Annotated in this window: 13 protein-coding genes; 8 read left to right on the top strand and 5 right to left on the bottom strand. The window is 35.8% G+C overall.

The annotated features are described in order from the left end of the window. Positions 1 to 23 precede the first annotated feature (23 nt). Complete coding sequence (locus QUH73_RS19325) at positions 24 to 1265, top strand: ammonium transporter (protein WP_289532086.1); 1242 nt, start codon at positions 24 to 26, stop codon at positions 1263 to 1265. A 167-nt stretch (positions 1266 to 1432) separates the two neighbouring features. Beyond that, entirely contained in the window at positions 1433 to 2014 is a 582-nt protein-coding gene (locus tag QUH73_RS19320) for a DUF3332 domain-containing protein (protein WP_289532085.1), read from the top strand. A 270-nt stretch (positions 2015 to 2284) separates the two neighbouring features. Here the strand turns inward: QUH73_RS19320 and QUH73_RS19315 are convergent, their stop codons facing one another. The 4 genes from QUH73_RS19315 to QUH73_RS19300 all read right to left on the bottom strand — a co-directional run bounded on the left by QUH73_RS19315 (position 2285) and on the right by QUH73_RS19300 (position 7608). Further along, a complete protein-coding gene (locus QUH73_RS19315) occupies positions 2285 to 3748 on the bottom strand; it encodes a glycosyltransferase family 2 protein (RefSeq protein ID WP_289532084.1) in 1464 nt (487 codons plus the stop codon). Continuing rightward, the gene (locus QUH73_RS19310; protein WP_289532083.1) at positions 3745 to 4926 is read right to left on the bottom strand and encodes a HEAT repeat domain-containing protein; all 1182 of its coding nucleotides are present in this window, start codon (positions 4924 to 4926) and stop codon (positions 3745 to 3747) included. Before QUH73_RS19310 ends, QUH73_RS19315 begins: the two co-directional genes overlap by 4 nt. A gap of 122 nt (positions 4927 to 5048) precedes the next feature. Next, the gene (locus tag QUH73_RS19305) at positions 5049 to 6338 is read right to left on the bottom strand and encodes a YaiO family outer membrane beta-barrel protein (RefSeq protein ID WP_289532082.1); all 1290 of its coding nucleotides are present in this window, start codon (positions 6336 to 6338) and stop codon (positions 5049 to 5051) included. Between the two features lie 97 nt (positions 6339 to 6435). Next, complete coding sequence (locus QUH73_RS19300; RefSeq protein ID WP_289532081.1) at positions 6436 to 7608, bottom strand: hypothetical protein; 1173 nt, start codon at positions 7606 to 7608, stop codon at positions 6436 to 6438. Positions 7609 to 7989: 381 nt separating this feature from the next. Here QUH73_RS19300 and QUH73_RS19295 point away from each other — a divergent pair, with 381 nt between their 5' ends. From QUH73_RS19295 to QUH73_RS19280, 4 genes are all read left to right on the top strand, one after another. Further along, positions 7990 to 8187, top strand: coding sequence for a hypothetical protein (locus QUH73_RS19295; protein WP_289532080.1), 198 nt, complete (start codon positions 7990 to 7992; stop codon positions 8185 to 8187). 83 nt (positions 8188 to 8270) lie between these two features. Beyond that, a complete protein-coding gene (locus QUH73_RS19290) occupies positions 8271 to 8933 on the top strand; it encodes a DUF2461 domain-containing protein (protein ID WP_289532079.1) in 663 nt (220 codons plus the stop codon). Between the two features lie 496 nt (positions 8934 to 9429). Continuing rightward, the gene (locus QUH73_RS19285) at positions 9430 to 11397 is read left to right on the top strand and encodes a DUF3857 domain-containing protein (RefSeq protein WP_289532078.1); all 1968 of its coding nucleotides are present in this window, start codon (positions 9430 to 9432) and stop codon (positions 11395 to 11397) included. A gap of 57 nt (positions 11398 to 11454) precedes the next feature. Continuing rightward, positions 11455 to 11778: a four helix bundle protein gene (locus QUH73_RS19280; protein WP_289532077.1), complete on the top strand. Its 324-nt coding sequence runs from the start codon at positions 11455 to 11457 to the stop codon at positions 11776 to 11778. A gap of 113 nt (positions 11779 to 11891) precedes the next feature. Here QUH73_RS19280 and QUH73_RS19275 read toward each other — a convergent pair whose 3' ends face one another. Next, positions 11892 to 13061 (bottom strand): hybrid sensor histidine kinase/response regulator, encoded by a 1170-nt coding sequence (locus QUH73_RS19275; protein WP_289532076.1) that lies wholly within the window; start codon positions 13059 to 13061, stop codon positions 11892 to 11894. Between the two features lie 661 nt (positions 13062 to 13722). Between QUH73_RS19275 and QUH73_RS19270 the strand changes: the two genes are divergently transcribed. Further along, positions 13723 to 13860: a hypothetical protein gene (locus QUH73_RS19270; RefSeq protein ID WP_289532075.1), complete on the top strand. Its 138-nt coding sequence runs from the start codon at positions 13723 to 13725 to the stop codon at positions 13858 to 13860. A gap of 1495 nt (positions 13861 to 15355) precedes the next feature. Further along, positions 15356 to 16270 carry a carboxypeptidase-like regulatory domain-containing protein gene (locus tag QUH73_RS19265; RefSeq protein WP_289532074.1) on the top strand — a complete coding sequence of 305 codons (915 nt, stop codon included), beginning with the start codon at positions 15356 to 15358 and terminating at the stop codon, positions 16268 to 16270. Positions 16271 to 16447 lie beyond the last annotated feature (177 nt).

Below are 16447 nucleotides of genomic sequence, written 5' to 3'. Positions count from 1 at the left end.
TTTCACAATTTAAATTACCTATCATGGAAGAAACACTTACTTTAAATACTTTACAAGCAGCCGTTGCCGAAACGGGACACTCAATTGATATTGTTTGGGTTTTAATAGCAACAGCACTTGTTATGTTTATGCAACCAGGATTTGCCATGGCAGAAGCTGGTTTTACAAGATCAAAAAACACAGCCAACATCCTAATGAAAAATCTTGTTGATTTTGCTGTTGGATCTATTGCATTTTTCCTAATTGGATACGCCCTTATGTTTGGCACAGATATAGGAGGGTTAATCGGAAAACTGCCATTTATGGAAGATGTAAGACCTGATATTGATTTATCATTTTTAATGTTCCAAACTGTTTTTGCTGCAACAGCAGCTACTATTGTATCTGGAGCTGTCGCTGAACGAACTGAATTTAAGGCCTATATCCTTTTTAGTATTGTAACCACAGCTATTGTTTACCCAATATCAGGACACTGGATTTGGGGTGGTGGATGGTTAAGCAATCTTGGTTTTCACGATTTTGCCGGATCAACTGTTGTTCACTCTGTTGGAGCATGGATGGGACTTGTCGGAGCTGCTATGATTGGCCCTAGAATTGGAAAATATAACGGTAAAGTAAATGCAATTCCCGGTCATAACCTTACCTTTGCCGCACTTGGTGTATTTATTCTCTGGTTTGGATGGTTTGGTTTTAATGCAGGCTCTCAATTAGCAGCTAACGGAACAGCAAATACTGTTGCAATATCTCATATATTCCTGACAACCAACCTATCAGCTGCCGCAGGCACTTTAGCCGCACTGCTAATTAGCTGGATTCGCTATAATCGTCCTACTCTTTCACTAAGTCTGAATGGTTCATTAGCCGGCTTGGTAGCAATTACTGCAGGTTGTGATATTGTATCGCCTGAATCAGCTATTATTATTGGATTAATTGCAGGTACAGCACTTGTATTTGGAGTAGAATTGATTGACAAAGTTTTACGAATTGATGATCCGGTTGGTGCTGTAACTGTACACGGAATTAATGGTGCTCTGGGAACAATTTTAGTGGGATTTTTCGCCAAAGAAGGTGGTGTATTCTACGGAGGTGGTTTCAGTTTGCTGGGAGTTCAGGTTTTAGGTGTTGTTGCTGTTGCAGCATGGGCCCTGGGAACAGCATATATTATTTTTAAAGTACTAAAGGTAACTGTTGGACTAAGAGTATCTGCCCGTATCGAAGAAGAAGGTCTTGACATCTACGAACATGGAGAAAAAGCATATCAATAACACTTTTTAATAAACTCGTTTCTCATAAATGGTAAGGTACAATATTTGTTCCTTGCCATTTTTTTTTTATTTATCCATGTTTTATTGCAAGTTACTTTGTAATTTCATGTAAAATTCTGCGTTAGATTAGAATGAGTAGTCACAAATTTTTAACCAAATTAAATCAAATGAAGAAAGTAAATGTATTTTTATTAGCCTGTTTTTTTCTAGTGCTAAGCATTGGACAATCCGGATGTTATGGACCATTTCGCCTGACAAAAAATTTACACGAATGGAATGGCACTGTAGGTGACAAATTTATTAACGCACTGGTATTTTTTGCTTTTATTGTAATTCCAGTTTACGAAGTTGCAGTTTTCGTTGACGGTGTTGTACTAAATACCATTGAATTTTGGACTGGAGACAATCCTGTTACAATGGGCGAAAATGATAAAGATGTTCAAATTGTAAAAAAAGACGGCAACAAATACCGCATCACAGCCACTCAAAATAAATTTCACATAGAACAACTTCAAGGTGCCAACAAAGGTGATACAGCGGAATTAATCTTCAATCCTGAAAATAACTCATGGAGTTTAAAAGATGGCAATAAAGAACTTCAAAAGCTTGTTGATCTTAATGTAGAAGCAAATTTAATTCACATCTACAAACCGGATGGTCAGACTGTAACTTTTGACCAGAATACAGATAATCTTGCAAGCATTAAAGCTCAACTAAGCGCAACATCAGTAAACTGGGCTCAAAAATAAACAATAAACCCAGCTAAAATGAAACTAACCCCAATTGTTGTATCTAACTTTTGGGGTTTTCTTCAATTGCTTTAGCCTCAACTCTAAAATTTTATAGTCTGAAATTTTTCTTTGAACTGATAAATGTAACTTTATTAGTAAGCGATTTATTTTTAGAACAGTATGAATACAATAGAAAATAAACCTATCAAAAGTACTTTTTCAAGGTGTTTTTTTTTATCCTTCTTTTACCTTTATCAAACTTATACTCTCAATAGCAGGATACACAAGCTAATCCAAGGACTTGAATCTATTCTTTTTAATTTTTTCCTTTCGGTGAAGAAACCCTTTACGCTCCATTTTACCCCAACTTCTATTTCCCATTAAATATTCTACATTTCCCTTTACAGCAAAAAATAAACTTATTGGATGAAGAATAAATGGCTCTAACAAGGCAGCAATCCACAAACGAAAAACATCCATTTTTCGTTCGTAACGATGAAAAGTTAATTCTTCATACAAAATTGCCCATGTAGAAAAAAACACCGCAAACGTATATACAAACAGAGAAGTAACCAATATGAAACTCACACTTAAATTATCTGTAAGAAACAACGCAATCATATAGATAATACCCACCACTTCCACCAGGGGGGCCAACCACTCAAATAAAAACCAAAAAGGATAACCCAACAAACCCATTGCACCATATTGCGGTGAAAGAAATATTTTTGAATGATCAGTCAGTGTTTCAATCGTACCACGGGTCCATCTACTTCTTTGCCTGCCAAATACTTTCAAATTTACAGGAGCTTCTGTCCAACACAAAGGATCAGGAACATATTCGATCTTATACTTTTCACGATTCTCGGACATGTATCTTCGAATTCGAACAACCAATTCCATATCCTCACCAATCGAATGTGCATAACCACCACTCTGAACCACCACTTCCCGATCGAACATTCCCATTGCACCTGAAATAATAATCAGTCCATCGAGCTGAGCCCAAGCCATTCTGCCCATTAAAAATGAACGCGTATATTCCAAAACCTGCATTCTGGCTAAAATATTCCGGGGAACTTTCACGTTGGTTATTCTTCCATTTTCAACCAAACACGAGTTGGCTATTCGAACAACACCCCCAGCTGCAATCACCCTTCTGTCGGTTCTTTCCAAGAAAGGTTTTACCAATTTCAAAACAGCATCCGGCTCCAAAATAGAATCAGCATCAATAGCCATAAATAAAGCTTTATCCGATACATTAATTCCTGCATTCAAGGCATCTGCTTTCCCTCCGTTTTCTTTGTCAATAACCACCAAATTGGAATAAGTCGAAAGCATTGATTTATATACCCCTCTCACCTCTTTGGTTGGAATCTCCATATTAACTGCAAAATTGACCTTCTCTAATTTAAATGCCGCTTGCATATCCTCAAATGTTGAATCTGTACTCCCATCATTAATAACGATAACATCAAAATTATTATAATGGATCGTATAAATAGACTCAATATTATCTACAATAGTTTTGGACTCATTAAATGCCGGTACAAGCACCGAAACAGAAGGAGCCAAAGGAGAATCAAGAATAACATTATAATCTACAAAGCTATTCTTCTTCAAATAATAATTCAAAGCAACTCCGGAAATAATACTCAGCGTTGTATAACTAAAGATCAAAAGAAATGCATAGGAGATAAAAATCCCATCCAAAAAATAACTTATAAATCTTATAAACTCACCGTAATTCATATTCTTGGATCTAAAACATGACTGATTATCCTCTTCAATTCTTCATCTCCGTTTTCTGAAAGTGATTTCAACTTCACAATACCAGACTCACCAACAAGTACCAGAGACTTACAGCATTCCATTCGAATCCTGAACTCTTCATTGTTGATATTTTCAATAAGGAAGCTCATCTCACTCTCCAAACGCAATTGACCAATCGATCTTATAATATTAATCTGATTAGGAAGCTCCTCTAATAAAAAAAGCTCTTTCAATTTAACAACAGCTTCCTCACTCTCCAAATCAACCAGAGTTTTAATAACCTTTCCTTTCACCAAATCATTGTCATGATATAGTAACTCCATCACTTTTGGTGCAGCTTCCCTTTGTTTTAAAACGCGTATCATGTCCAGACAAAACATCACTACAGAGTCATTCCAGTGATCAAGCCACAAATGAAATTCAGGTATTTCAATTCTCTTTTTGCGAATTAAATCAAAAACATTAATCTGCTCCCAAACGGTAAACGGTTTTTCCTGAGAATCTAAAAAAGCAAAGGGTACAAAAGGCAACAACTTAATTAATCCCATCTGAGATTCAATTCGAAGAATTTCATTTGGTCTTTTCAAAAAATCCATAATGTTTTTGTTCTCACTCTTCACTTTCATGTGACTGAGCTCACGAATCCCTCTAATTTTATGATGCCATCTCCTACGAAGTTTTCTTACGGAATCCTCATTTAATTTCATATCCAGATACAACTTTCTAATTTCACTGCTTACCAGCTTACTCTCTGCTGTATCAATTGAAATTAAAACTGCTGTCAATATCTTTCTATGAAATTTAGACTTGACATTTTTCAAATCTGACAATTCTTTCTCCGACAAATCATCGATCAAAAACCGAACAATGATTTTAGAATACTTTTGATGCAGCAATTCCGTTTTCTTCTTTCGATAAGAAAGGTATAATTTAGAAAAAAGAATCGATGGAAGAAGAAAAACCAATGCAACAAAGAAAACAATGATCATGTAAATGATCAATCCATTCAGCGCATTGTATGGCAACCTTTCAAATGCATAATTTACAATTGACTGAGCTTTCTCTACAAATGTCTTTAAAAAATCGAAAAATACGAGTAGTACTCCCTGAACATGATCAACACATCCAGACAGCTCAATTAAAATTATATATATCAATTTTATCTGCATCCTACTTCTTCCCCTCCTCCTTAATTTCAAATTCTTTTTTCACAGCCTTTATTCGTTGCTCAATAAATGATTCCCATCCAGAAATGTTTAGAATCATCTATTCATGAGATTTAAAATTGATATGACAACTTCACAGAGAAAGAAAGCACCTTTCTCTTTTCATTAACCCGATACTCTTCCTGTTCATAACCAAATTTCAGGAGATAAAGCAAGCGATCTGTCCCTAATCGATCCTGATAAGACAATCTTAATTTTCTACTTTTGTATTTGTACACATCCGGGGATGAAAAATTCCCTCTGGGTTCATCAGGCGAAAAACCTGTCGCTAATTCAAGTCCTATATAATTCTTTGAATCTCTTAAATACCTCCTCGTTTCCAACCAATACGACTGTGAGACATTCCCGTTTTCGGGGGTCAGGTAGGTCCGAAAAGAAAACCAGTAATTCCGGTAATATTTTTCCAGCGAAGCTGTATAAATGTAAATATTCTTATTCCCTGCATCAGAATCAAACTGAAGAAACCGCATGCCTGCAGACGCACCAAACTCCTCTGGTAATTTATGATACAATTCAGCTCCTGCACGATGTCTAGGAAACAAATTATCAGGAGAATATCCATAATTTAAATATGCATAACTCTTTTTAGTCACCCGCGGATAAGCATCTATTTCAAATTGTTTCGCCACCTCCCTGGACCAAAAACCTTCGCCATTAAAAATTAAATCACCCAAATTTATCTTCCCGATAACAGTCCCCCAACCATTGCTTCGAGCCAACTGAAATGAGCTTAAATGCCACTTTCTTTTGTAAGGTTCTTTGAAATATTCATAATCATGCTGATAAACCGCTTTATAAACCATTTTGGATAATCTATATTTTTTCATCAGAGCCAATCCTTCTTCATTGCCAGGATTTGACTTCAACAGTTCATCCAGAACAAGTAAGGATTTACTTTCCTCACCAATATCCTGCAGTAATTTAATTTTCTCAACCAAAAAGGCCTCTTCATTGGGAAAAAACGACAAACCATACTCACAATAAAAAATTGCCTTATTAGGATCTCCTGCCCATTTTTCCATATCAATCATTGCAAAGATGGCATCGCTATTATCAAAATCCTCATCCAAAACCAATTGTAACTCCTCTCTCCCAGATTGAAAATTTTTATCCCAGCCATAAGTTCTTCCAATTAGTATTCTCGCATCATAAAACTTTGGATTTTGATTCAAAATTTCATAACAGATACTTCTGGCTTCTTCACGATTCCCTGCAAAAGCCAATTCCCTCGCCCGATTAAATTCATCTAAGCTATTTTTCTTAGGCACAGAAGTTTCCTGAGCAAACCCTTGCCCAATCATGTGAAATAATAAAAGTGTTAAGAGAGATAAAAATTTCACCATCCAAAATATATTGTTTATGTTTATTTAAAAAATCAATTAAAGAAAAACAAAGCACAAATGTCCAACTTATACTTGACAATATCAAATTAGTTTAAGTTTAATCTACATACATTACCCTTCGAGCCTTTCTTGCTGATATACTATCCATTACAGCCCCCATAAATGGCCGGTAATACTTCCAGAAAAACATTTTCCTATCCTTAACTTGATTCGCATTGTAAAATGCACCACTCAATTTATTAACTCCATTAAAGTAGGAAGAATAGATTCCCATTTCGTTATCGGAAAAATCACAGGCAAAATAAATAAATCGATAATCCTGATCGTGCTCCAAAATTGCCGGAAACTTTTTTGGCAAATTAAACTGATCCAATAAGGCCTTTCCTTCCTCATTCACATCTAAATTAAACCACGCCAAAACATGATTACGCGAATCGGTTGAATTGATGTCAAACCAAAATGGATAATCTATCGATTCAGGTACATTATATTGCAATTGTGTACTCAATTCACTTTCCAACACAGGAAAATGTCTGTTTAAATGTTTTTTAGCATCCAGAATAACGATTCTCTCATTATTATCAACCAGAACAATTCCCGCATTTTTAAAATCATACTCTTTCTTATAATTCTTTTTATACAGATCAGGCAACCAGCGAGGAATTTCCGGATCAAGCACTGTATCCAAAGTATGATAATATTTACCAACCCAACCACTCCATTTTAGTCCCAGCAATTGTTCTGTTTGATTTCTAACCAATTCCGAAGTTGGTGCTGCGAAAAAGTTAAATTCTGCAATGATCGTTTTGCCTTTTCTCTTCATCTCTCTTATCAAGTTGAAATCTGCCTGTTGCAATCCACCATAAAATAAGGATATTGCATCCTTTCCATAATCCGGATGATCTTTCCAGTTGGAATTATAAATTCCATATGTATCGGCAAAAAATGCCAAATCCAAAGAATCAGCAAGCGCAGACAATCCCTGTTTTTCAAAAATGCGCAGATCCCGTATCACATAACTGCCATCATCTCCGGGATGAAAGCCGTAAAAATCCTCGGCAAAGTTATATTCCTCTCCATTCGATTTCACCCAGCGTTTTTGATTGGCAACCCAAAAAAAAGACAGATGCTCAGAATAATTGTCGTTTGGAACTGTTTTATCAACAACTAACAGATTCATTTGAACCTTATCTTTTAACTTCCAACTGATCCAGGAAATAACAGGAATCATCAGAAACAAGAGAATTAATATTCTTAGTAATTTCCACATTCGCTCTTTTTATTTTAAATTACCTGCAATATTCATCTTTATAACGGACTTAGTCAATATTAAGTTTGTTTTTTTTGATAAGTAATTTTTATTTAAGGACGTAAGGCTCTTTTTTTGACTTGACTGATTTTATCCTTTTTACAAAAGATATAAATTTCTTGGCCAGAAACCTGATATTCATCTATTAATTAAAAGCATTTCTCCATGAGAAACATTCTTACTACAAGATTTTTACTTCTTGCAAGTATCAATTTTAATTCAACGAATTCTCATTGTTAAATCAACAATATTCAAAGAATAAAATATGCACCATAACAAAAAACAAAAGTTAGCAGTCGTCTGGACAATCAGAGACTGGGATGTGTCCATTAAATGGTATTTATGTACACCTACAACCCTAAGAAAACGGGCTGGTGGAACGAAGTCAACCTCGTTGTTTGGGGGCCATCTTCACAACTGTTAAGTGAAGATGCAGAGCATCAGGCATACATAGAAAAAATGCAGCAAAAAGGAATATCTATTTTTGCATGCAAAGCTTGTGCTGATATGTATGGTGTTCTCCTCAATTTAAAGAATTAAATATTGATGTCAAATTCATGAGTGAACCACTAAGTGAATACCTTAAAAAAGACTATAAAGTAATTACCTTTTAACATTACAACATGCTAAGCAATAGTATTTACGAGTTTTTACTCGAACTAAGAGAGAATAACAATAGAGATTGGTTTCATACAAATAAGAAAAAATACGATAAGGCCAAAAAAGATTTTGAACTTTTCGTTGAACTAAGTATAGAACAAATCAAAGTTATCGATCCGGATCTATCTGGACTAAATGCCAAAGACTGCATTTTTAGAATATTCCGGGATGTTCGGTTTTCTGAAAACAAACAACCCTACAAAACACATTTTGGAGCTTTTCTGGCAAAAAATGGCCGGAAAAGCAAATACGGAGGTTATTACATCCATATTGAACCCGAAGGAAGCTTTTTAGGCGGCGGTTGCTACATGCCTGCACCTAATGTTCTTAAAGCCATTCGTGAAGAAATATTTCACAACCCATTGGAATTTAAAGAAATCATCACGAATAAAGAATTCTCATCTCATTTTCCTGAAATGTACGGTGAAAAACTAAAGACTGCTCCACGTGGTTATCCTAAAGATTTTGAATACATCGACCTGCTAAATTTCAAGAATTATGCGGTCGGGAAAATGGTGCCGGATCGAATCGTGTTATCAGAAAAATTTTCTGATGAGATTTTAGAATGCTTCGCCAGTTTACAAACTCTTAATGCATATCTAAACGAAATACTGGCAGATTTATAAAACGAAATTCTCTTTTTATGATGATATTTCCTTACTAATTATAAGCGGGAAAACCACAAAGAAAAGCCTTTTCTTAGTCGGAGCAGATCCCTCTTAGCCTCCTAAAAGAAAAAGTTTTTCTATTGATGGCTGTCGATACAATTAAAATTATCCATTCAATTTAAGTCGATAAAGCTTGGCATATGGAGATTTAGATTCATTCTTTTATGTTCGTTTACTATATTAGATGAGCTTTACAAGGCTCACTTAATTAAGTACAATTTGGATTGAAAATTTACAGCCTGCCACACTTATTAGATAAAAAACGAACAAAATGAAACGTTCATGCCAAAGATATTCTAACACACAAGGGGATGATTATTCCAGCATGGTAAGTTCCATATGGCAAACACTCAAAATTATAATCATATGAAACGACCATGTAAAAAGTCTTACACACAGGAGGATGAGTGTAATTTGGGAGTTCCATATGGCAAACACACAAAATCATAATCATATGAAACAAATCACACTACTAAGTCTAATTGCTTACTTTTTACTTCTTACACCTGTCTTTGCAAAAAAAGAAACATTTAAATATCCTGCATTTACCATCCCTGCTGAACTTAAAAAAAATGCCAATGCCGTAGTTCGTTTGGATGAAGCCGAATTTACAGTACACTCGAGAAAAAGCTCCAGTCTGACACAAAAAATGGTGATTACAATTCTAAATAAAAAGGGAGAAGCATACGCATCAATTCCATTTGGATACAGCAAATTTGAAACTTTAGAGAGTTTAAAAATCACCATCTATAATTCCCTTGGCTTAGTGATTAAAAAAGTAAAAGAATCAGAAATTAAAGATTACAGCTATAGTTCTGCAGGTGAACTGATCGGAGATTCACGTTTCAAAATTTACGAACCTGTTCAAAAGCAATATCCATATACTATTGAATACGAATCGGTATCAGACTACAAAGGTCTTTTTGTTTATCCAAGCTGGAAAGCCTATCCCGGCTATTTAGTAGGTGTTGAAAAATCCATCATGAAAGTCATTATTCCTTCGGAGGAAAAATTACGATACAAATGCATTAATTTTAAAGATTCGATCAGTACTACAACTATAAATGATCAAAATATCTACCAATGGGGTATCGATAGTTTACCTGCCTTAAAAAGTGAGCCCTATTCTACCGGTGTGCTCTCGCAATCACCTCAAATTCTTTTGGCTCCTCTCGATTTTGAAATGGATAATTATCCAGGCAGTTTAGAAAGCTGGAACAGTCTGGGCAAATGGTCGGCGGTTTTAAATCAAGGACGCGATCAGATTACTGAAGAAGAACAGGCTCATATTATAGAACTTACCAAAGACTGCCAGACAGATATTGAAAAAGTAAAAATATTGTATGAATACATGCAATCGAAAACACGTTATGTTGGTATCCAATTAGGAATAGGTGGCTGGCAAAGTTTTCCGGCCGAAATGGTTTCGAAAAAAGGATATGGTGATTGTAAAGCATTATCGAACTATATGAAGTCCCTGCTTAAAGTCGTTCATATTCCATCCAATTACACTTTAGTGAAAGCAGGTGAAAGCAATAATTTGCAGCATACCGATTTTGTACACAGCTATTTTAATCATGTTATTTTACGGGTTCCGCTGCAGAAGGACACCATTTGGCTCGAATGCACAAGTCAGAAGATGCCTTTTGGCTATTTGGGAACCTTTACCGACGACCGCGATGTGCTGTGTGTAAATGATGATGGCGGAGAACTATGCCATACTCCTATATATACAATCGAACAAAACCAGCAGATTCAAAATGGTACTTTTACCCTATTGGAAAATGGAGATGCCCATGCGGAAATCTCGACTATTTTCACTGGAATTCAATATGAAAACATTGAAACTCTTTACCATAGAAGCAGTGTGGATGATCAAAAAAAATTCCTTTACGAAGAACACATCAACCTACCCGATTTTACAATTAATGATTATCATTTTCAGGAAGATAAAAAACAAATTCCATCGTCAGTTTTAAGTGTAAACCTTGATGTTAGAAACTATGCTTCACAAACAGGGGATCGTTTATTCATTCCTTTAAATAAAATCAACAGAATTACTTACATTCCCCCCAAATTGGAAAACAGACTGACCGACATTCGCTATGCCAGAGCAATAGAAGATAGAGACAGTATCTGCTTTATTCTCCCTGAAGGATACAAAATTGAAAGTCTCCCTGAGGAAAAAATAATTGAATCGGACTTTGGATACTATCAAAGCAATGCTGAATTGGTTGACAATAAAGTTTACTACACACGAATTTTCCGCAAAAACAAAAATACATTCCATGCATCCCGCTACGAAGAGTTTCGATCATTTAGGAAAGAACTTGCAAAAGCTGATAAAGCAAGTTTGGTACTAAAAAAGATTACAAAGTCTCGAAGAGTCTGGAAATGTCGAAGGGGCTGGGAAAATCCATAAGTTTAAAAGAGTAAAACAAAATAATTATATGAGTAAATTAAAAAATTTGAAGAACTGGTGATTTGGCAAAATGCCCGGAAATTGATTAATGAGATATACAAAGAAATGAATGGGATTAAAGATTTTGGATTCAAAGACCAAATTCAACGAGCTTCAGTTTCTATCATGAATAATATTGCCGAAGGTTTTGAAAGATATTCAGACACTGAATTCAGACGTTTTTTGGACATTTCGAAAGCATCATGCGGTGAGGTTCGAAGTATGCTTTATTTAGCCGAAGATCTCCATTATCTTGATAATAATACAGCTGAAAATTTACGGAAAGATTGCAGGCTAATATCAGGTAGTATTCAGAATTTAATTAACAGCTTAAAATCCTAATCATTCAATCATAAGCCACTTCCATACTATTTTAACCTTTCGACCTTTGGATTGTTCAAAACTGTTTGACGCTTCGACATTTCGAGACTTTTCGACCCTTCAAGACTTTCGAGTTAGTACACCGGAAGCTGAAATGAAACCCGAACACCGCCCTCGCTAAGATTCTCAACATCAACAATGGCCTTGTGCAAATCCATAACCAATTTCACAACTACCAAGCCAGCGGTAAAACGTTTAAAATCTTGTCTTCGGTCTTCTTTGTTTAGTTCAAAAAAGTGGAATGTGTAATTCACTTCGGATGGAGTAAATTGTACTCCTAAATCCTGAACAAAAACCTTGACACTTTGACCTTCCAACGAAGCACCAACCAAAACTTCGGAACGCGAAGGTGCATTGGTAACTGCATTTTCAATTACTTTCTCCATGCTGATGCCAAACAATTTCTCATCACCACGAATAATATAATTTTTAGGGATCTCTACCTTTACTTTAATCTTTCGCTCAGCGATCAATGGTTTTAATTTTTCGATGCTGTCTTTCACTACCTCATAAACAGAAATTCCCAAAATTTTCATTTCGTAACGATCGAAACGTAAAGCAGAAAGAAGTAAGGCCATATCCGAAACACCAGTCAGCTTTTCACAAGCCTGAATAATGTAACGCACATATTTTAAATTGGTTTTATTTTTAATGGAAAATTCCAACATTTCAGCAAAACCCACAATCCCATTTAATGGCTCCCTCAGTTCTGTTGACATGAGTGACAGAAAATCATTTTTAGCATCTTCGAGAGTTGAAAGCTGGTGGTTTGCATGCTCAAGACTTTGGTTTGACTCAACCAACTCCATGGTTCGGGCAGCAACCCTCTCCTCCAATTCCAAATTCATCATCTTCAGCTCCTGATTTTTACTTTTTAAATCAAGATGCGTATTCACTCTGGCAACTAATTCCTGTGGATTGAATGGTTTGGTGACATAATCCTGAGCTCCCGCTTCAAAACCTTTAATTATGGATTCTTCATCAACTCTGGCAGTGAGGAAAATTACGGGTATATCTTTTGTTTTCTCTTTTGATTTAAAATACTCACAAACCTCATAACCATCCATTTCAGGCATCATGATGTCCAGCAAAATCAAATCAAAACTTTTTGCAACACATAGCATTATGGCATCTTTACCATTTAATGCGTAACTAATTTCGTAGGAGTCGTCGGAAAGAATGGATTGTAAAACTTTAATGTTATCTGGTATATCATCAACGATTAAAATCTGGTATTTCTTCATTTCCGGTAAATTATATAAGTAGTCAGTAGTCATTGAAACAGAAAATGTAAGAATCAGAATATTTAACATTCACATACCCTCACAATATTAATGGATAAATATAACACATAATTCTTTACATAGAAACCTAAAAACTGTTTTTTTTTGAATGCTTGTTTATTGGATTGAATCATCGAACATTCTAAAAGTAAAAAGTCCAAAAATCTGGAAAGCTTGAATGGTCAAAAGTCAAAACAAATACCTTGTTTTCTTTATAGATATTGGCTAAAGCCAAGTGACAATGAATTCGTCGCCTCTTTAAGCTCAGACAAATCAGACTTACATCGACAAAAAACAAAATCATGAATAGTTCGTCTTTTCAAGACACTTCAAGACTTTTGGACTTTCGACTTTGAATCCACGGCTAAAGCCAGGTGGCAATTCAAGACCTTCATCTTCAAACACCCCTCTGCCTGTCGGCATCTCCCCTTAAAATGGGAGTATTATTAGAATAAATATGGAATCTTCGACTTCTCTCTCATTCCACGAACGACTCCAAATCCACATTCAAAGGTTGTGAAATAAAGACAAACAAATTAATTTGACAAGTTTAACGGCTTGGCCTTTCTTTTTTTTGTTTAATTTTACAGCGAAATTATACACTACTATAAAAATTTTACCAATGGAAAATTTACCAAAGGAAATCGCCGATGCGATTAAAAATGGCATGGAAGAAAACCAATTGATTCAAATAGCAACCCGCCTTTTGGAAAAAGGAGATCAGGAAAATGCCGCTAAAGTATTGGATTTTTGCATTTAAGAATCCACAACATGCAAAAAGCTCCGAAAGATTATTTCTTTTGGAGCTTTTGTATTTTTGCTTTTACTACCCCTAAATACCCTGATGGGGACTTTTGCATCTTTCAAGACTCTTCAAGTCTCTCTATTTTTAATCCACAGGCTAAAGCCAAGTGGTAAAGCAAAGTCATCCTTATTTTATACCATGGGCTAAAGTCACATGGCAATCCAATCCTCTACCTCTTTTAATTACAATGGACTTTTGGACTCTTTGACCTTCCCAGACCTTTCACCTTCAAACACGCCTCTCCCTGTCGGGATCTCCCCTTAAAAAAGGGAGAATTATTACATGAGGCATTTCGACTTTGAATCCACAAGCTTAAGCCAAGTGGCAATGAATTCAACACCTCTTTAAGCTCAGACAAATCAGACTGACATCCATAAAAACAAAATCATGAATAGTTCGACTTTTCAAGACTCTTCCAGACTTTTGGACTTTTGGACTTTTGACTTTCGACCACACCAACAATGGATTAACAGATTAATTATCCTGACGAATAAGTGATTTTTAACGATTATTCACATTTGTTTTGGTTTTTTATTAAACATCTTACAGAATTATATAAATAATTTTATTTACATTTATTTTAGAATTATGTTACAGCTGTTTTAATTCTTTGTTTGCAGATTGATATGCCAAAGGAAAATATCAATTTGAATGTGATGCCGTATCGAAAGAAAAAATTTCTGATATAAAGCCGGACAAGTACCGTCTCCTGATCAGCATGGAAGATCAGGAATCAATCGGATGTCTCCCGATACAAGACCCAAATACTCTCTGGGTGATTTGCCAACTAATTCGTGCAAATCAACCCGCATCATCTGCACGAAGCTTTTTTTTTGCAAATGACTTACTTTCAACAATTGTCTTTATCATTAAACACTCAAAACTATTTCTTCAACAATTAAAACAGCTTCATTTCATTTATTTTCAGTTAAAAATTCTTTATAAACCATTGGTAGATTACAGGAACAGAAGTGCTCCGGTTAAGAATGAATGTCTCACAAGGAATAATGTTTCTCTGTGGCTCCATTTCTAATCAGTGAATAAAAAGAAGCCCATTCCGGCATCATTTGATGACCTGATGAAGTTTAAGAACGGCTTTGTATTTTCATTTGATCAGTTGATGAAGTTTAAGAATCACTCGGTGAAGTTCAGGAATCACATTGTATTTTCATTTGATCACCAGGTGAAGTTCAGGAATCACATTGTATTTTCATTTGATCACCAGGTGAAGTTCAGGAAGCACTTTGTTTTTTCATTTGATCAGTTGATGAAGTTCTGGAATCACTTGGTGAAATCCGGGAATCACATTGTATTTTCATTTGATCACCTGGTGAAGTTCAGGAAGCACTTTGTTTTTTCATTGAATCAAGCCTAGTTTCATTTTTGAGCTGTACTTCGCTCGAGTGCCCGAAGTACTGTTCCTGTTTTCTAACATTTAAAACAAAAAATTATGAAAAAATCATTAGAAACTCAAAAAGAAATGCAAAGAACATTTCGAGGTTTTATAAGTGATAATCAAGTTAAACTGGATGCAGTCCCAGTTGTGAAGGAAATCACTGATCTGCAGGTGACTAAAATGGATCGGTTCGATGTTCTGTGGGAGCTTACCCAAACGAATTACAGTGGTACCACCATCACCAAACGCAACACAAAGGCATTGGCAGCCAATTATCTCAACCGCATTAATCTTCTCTTCTACAATTATTGCCTGAAAAGCAACAAACTGAAAGATCTTCCCAATTTAAAGGGCAGTGTTTCGTTTTACCTGAGCCTTTCCGATGAAAAATTCATCAGCAAACTGGACTTTACCTGCAGATTTGGTGACAACTTGGGCGATCAACTGGCCGAAACAGCTGTGAGTACAGAAGAATTGGCAGATCTTAAGGTGCTGCGTTCAAGCTATATCGATCTGGCTCCAAGGCCCAGAGAGGTAAAGAGCAATACAAAAATTTCGAATCAGGAACTGAAAGATGTGGGGGCAGAAATTCTCAACATCAACAAAACCAGACTGGACAATGTGATGCAATCTCTCTTTGCCGGTTCCGATCCCGAATTTTATCAAAGTTATCTGGAAGCTACAAATATGATGAAAGTCGGGCGTCGAAAAACAGCTGTATCCGGAAGCATTACCGATAAGGAAAGCAAACTAGCGGTTCTTCAGGCGCACATCCTGATTCCTGAAGCGGGAATTGACCATTTGTGTACCAGTAAAAAAGGGGGATTCCGAATTGATAAACTGAACCCGGGTACCTATCAAATTCAGATTAAAGCGGTAACCTATAAAACCATTAGCATGGAATTGGTGCACCGCTACGGTGAAACGAATGTACTTGAGGTGGAAATGGAAACAGAGAACGGGCACTGAACAAACGGCCTGTGGCAGAAGTGCCACAGGCCTGAGTTTTATACCGTGTTTGTTAAAAAAAACTCACCCCAGCCTTTCCTCTATTAAACACCTCACCCCAACCCTCTCCTGAAGGCGAGGGAGTTTTTTGTATATACCATAGAATTCGGGAACTGAAGCAATCTGCTGCAAATTAAG

It is taken from the genome of Labilibaculum sp. K2S, from assembly GCF_030372765.1.
GTDB lineage: Bacteria > Bacteroidota > Bacteroidia > Bacteroidales > Marinifilaceae > Labilibaculum.
The sequence above is the reverse complement of the archived record's forward strand: the minus strand, read 5'-3'. Positions and strand labels throughout refer to the sequence as shown.

Bases quoted from the DNA above. Each gene is read 5' to 3' on its own strand.
- QUH73_RS19265 (WP_289532074.1), top strand. From the start codon at position 15,356: ATGAAAAAATCATTAGAAACTCAAAAAGAAATGCAAAGAACATTTCGA.
- QUH73_RS19275 (WP_289532076.1), bottom strand. From the start codon at position 13,061: ATGAAGAAATACCAGATTTTAATCGTTGATGATATACCAGATAACATT.
- QUH73_RS19325 (WP_289532086.1), top strand. From the start codon at position 24: ATGGAAGAAACACTTACTTTAAATACTTTACAAGCAGCCGTTGCCGAA.
- QUH73_RS19290 (WP_289532079.1), top strand. From the start codon at position 8,271: ATGCTAAGCAATAGTATTTACGAGTTTTTACTCGAACTAAGAGAGAAT.
- QUH73_RS19295 (WP_289532080.1), top strand. From the start codon at position 7,990: ATGTACACCTACAACCCTAAGAAAACGGGCTGGTGGAACGAAGTCAAC.
- QUH73_RS19270 (WP_289532075.1), top strand. From the start codon at position 13,723: ATGGAAAATTTACCAAAGGAAATCGCCGATGCGATTAAAAATGGCATG.
- QUH73_RS19300 (WP_289532081.1), bottom strand. From the start codon at position 7,608: ATGTGGAAATTACTAAGAATATTAATTCTCTTGTTTCTGATGATTCCT.
- QUH73_RS19285 (WP_289532078.1), top strand. From the start codon at position 9,430: ATGAAACAAATCACACTACTAAGTCTAATTGCTTACTTTTTACTTCTT.
- QUH73_RS19320 (WP_289532085.1), top strand. From the start codon at position 1,433: ATGAAGAAAGTAAATGTATTTTTATTAGCCTGTTTTTTTCTAGTGCTA.
- QUH73_RS19305 (WP_289532082.1), bottom strand. From the start codon at position 6,338: ATGGTGAAATTTTTATCTCTCTTAACACTTTTATTATTTCACATGATT.
- QUH73_RS19315 (WP_289532084.1), bottom strand. From the start codon at position 3,748: ATGAATTACGGTGAGTTTATAAGATTTATAAGTTATTTTTTGGATGGG.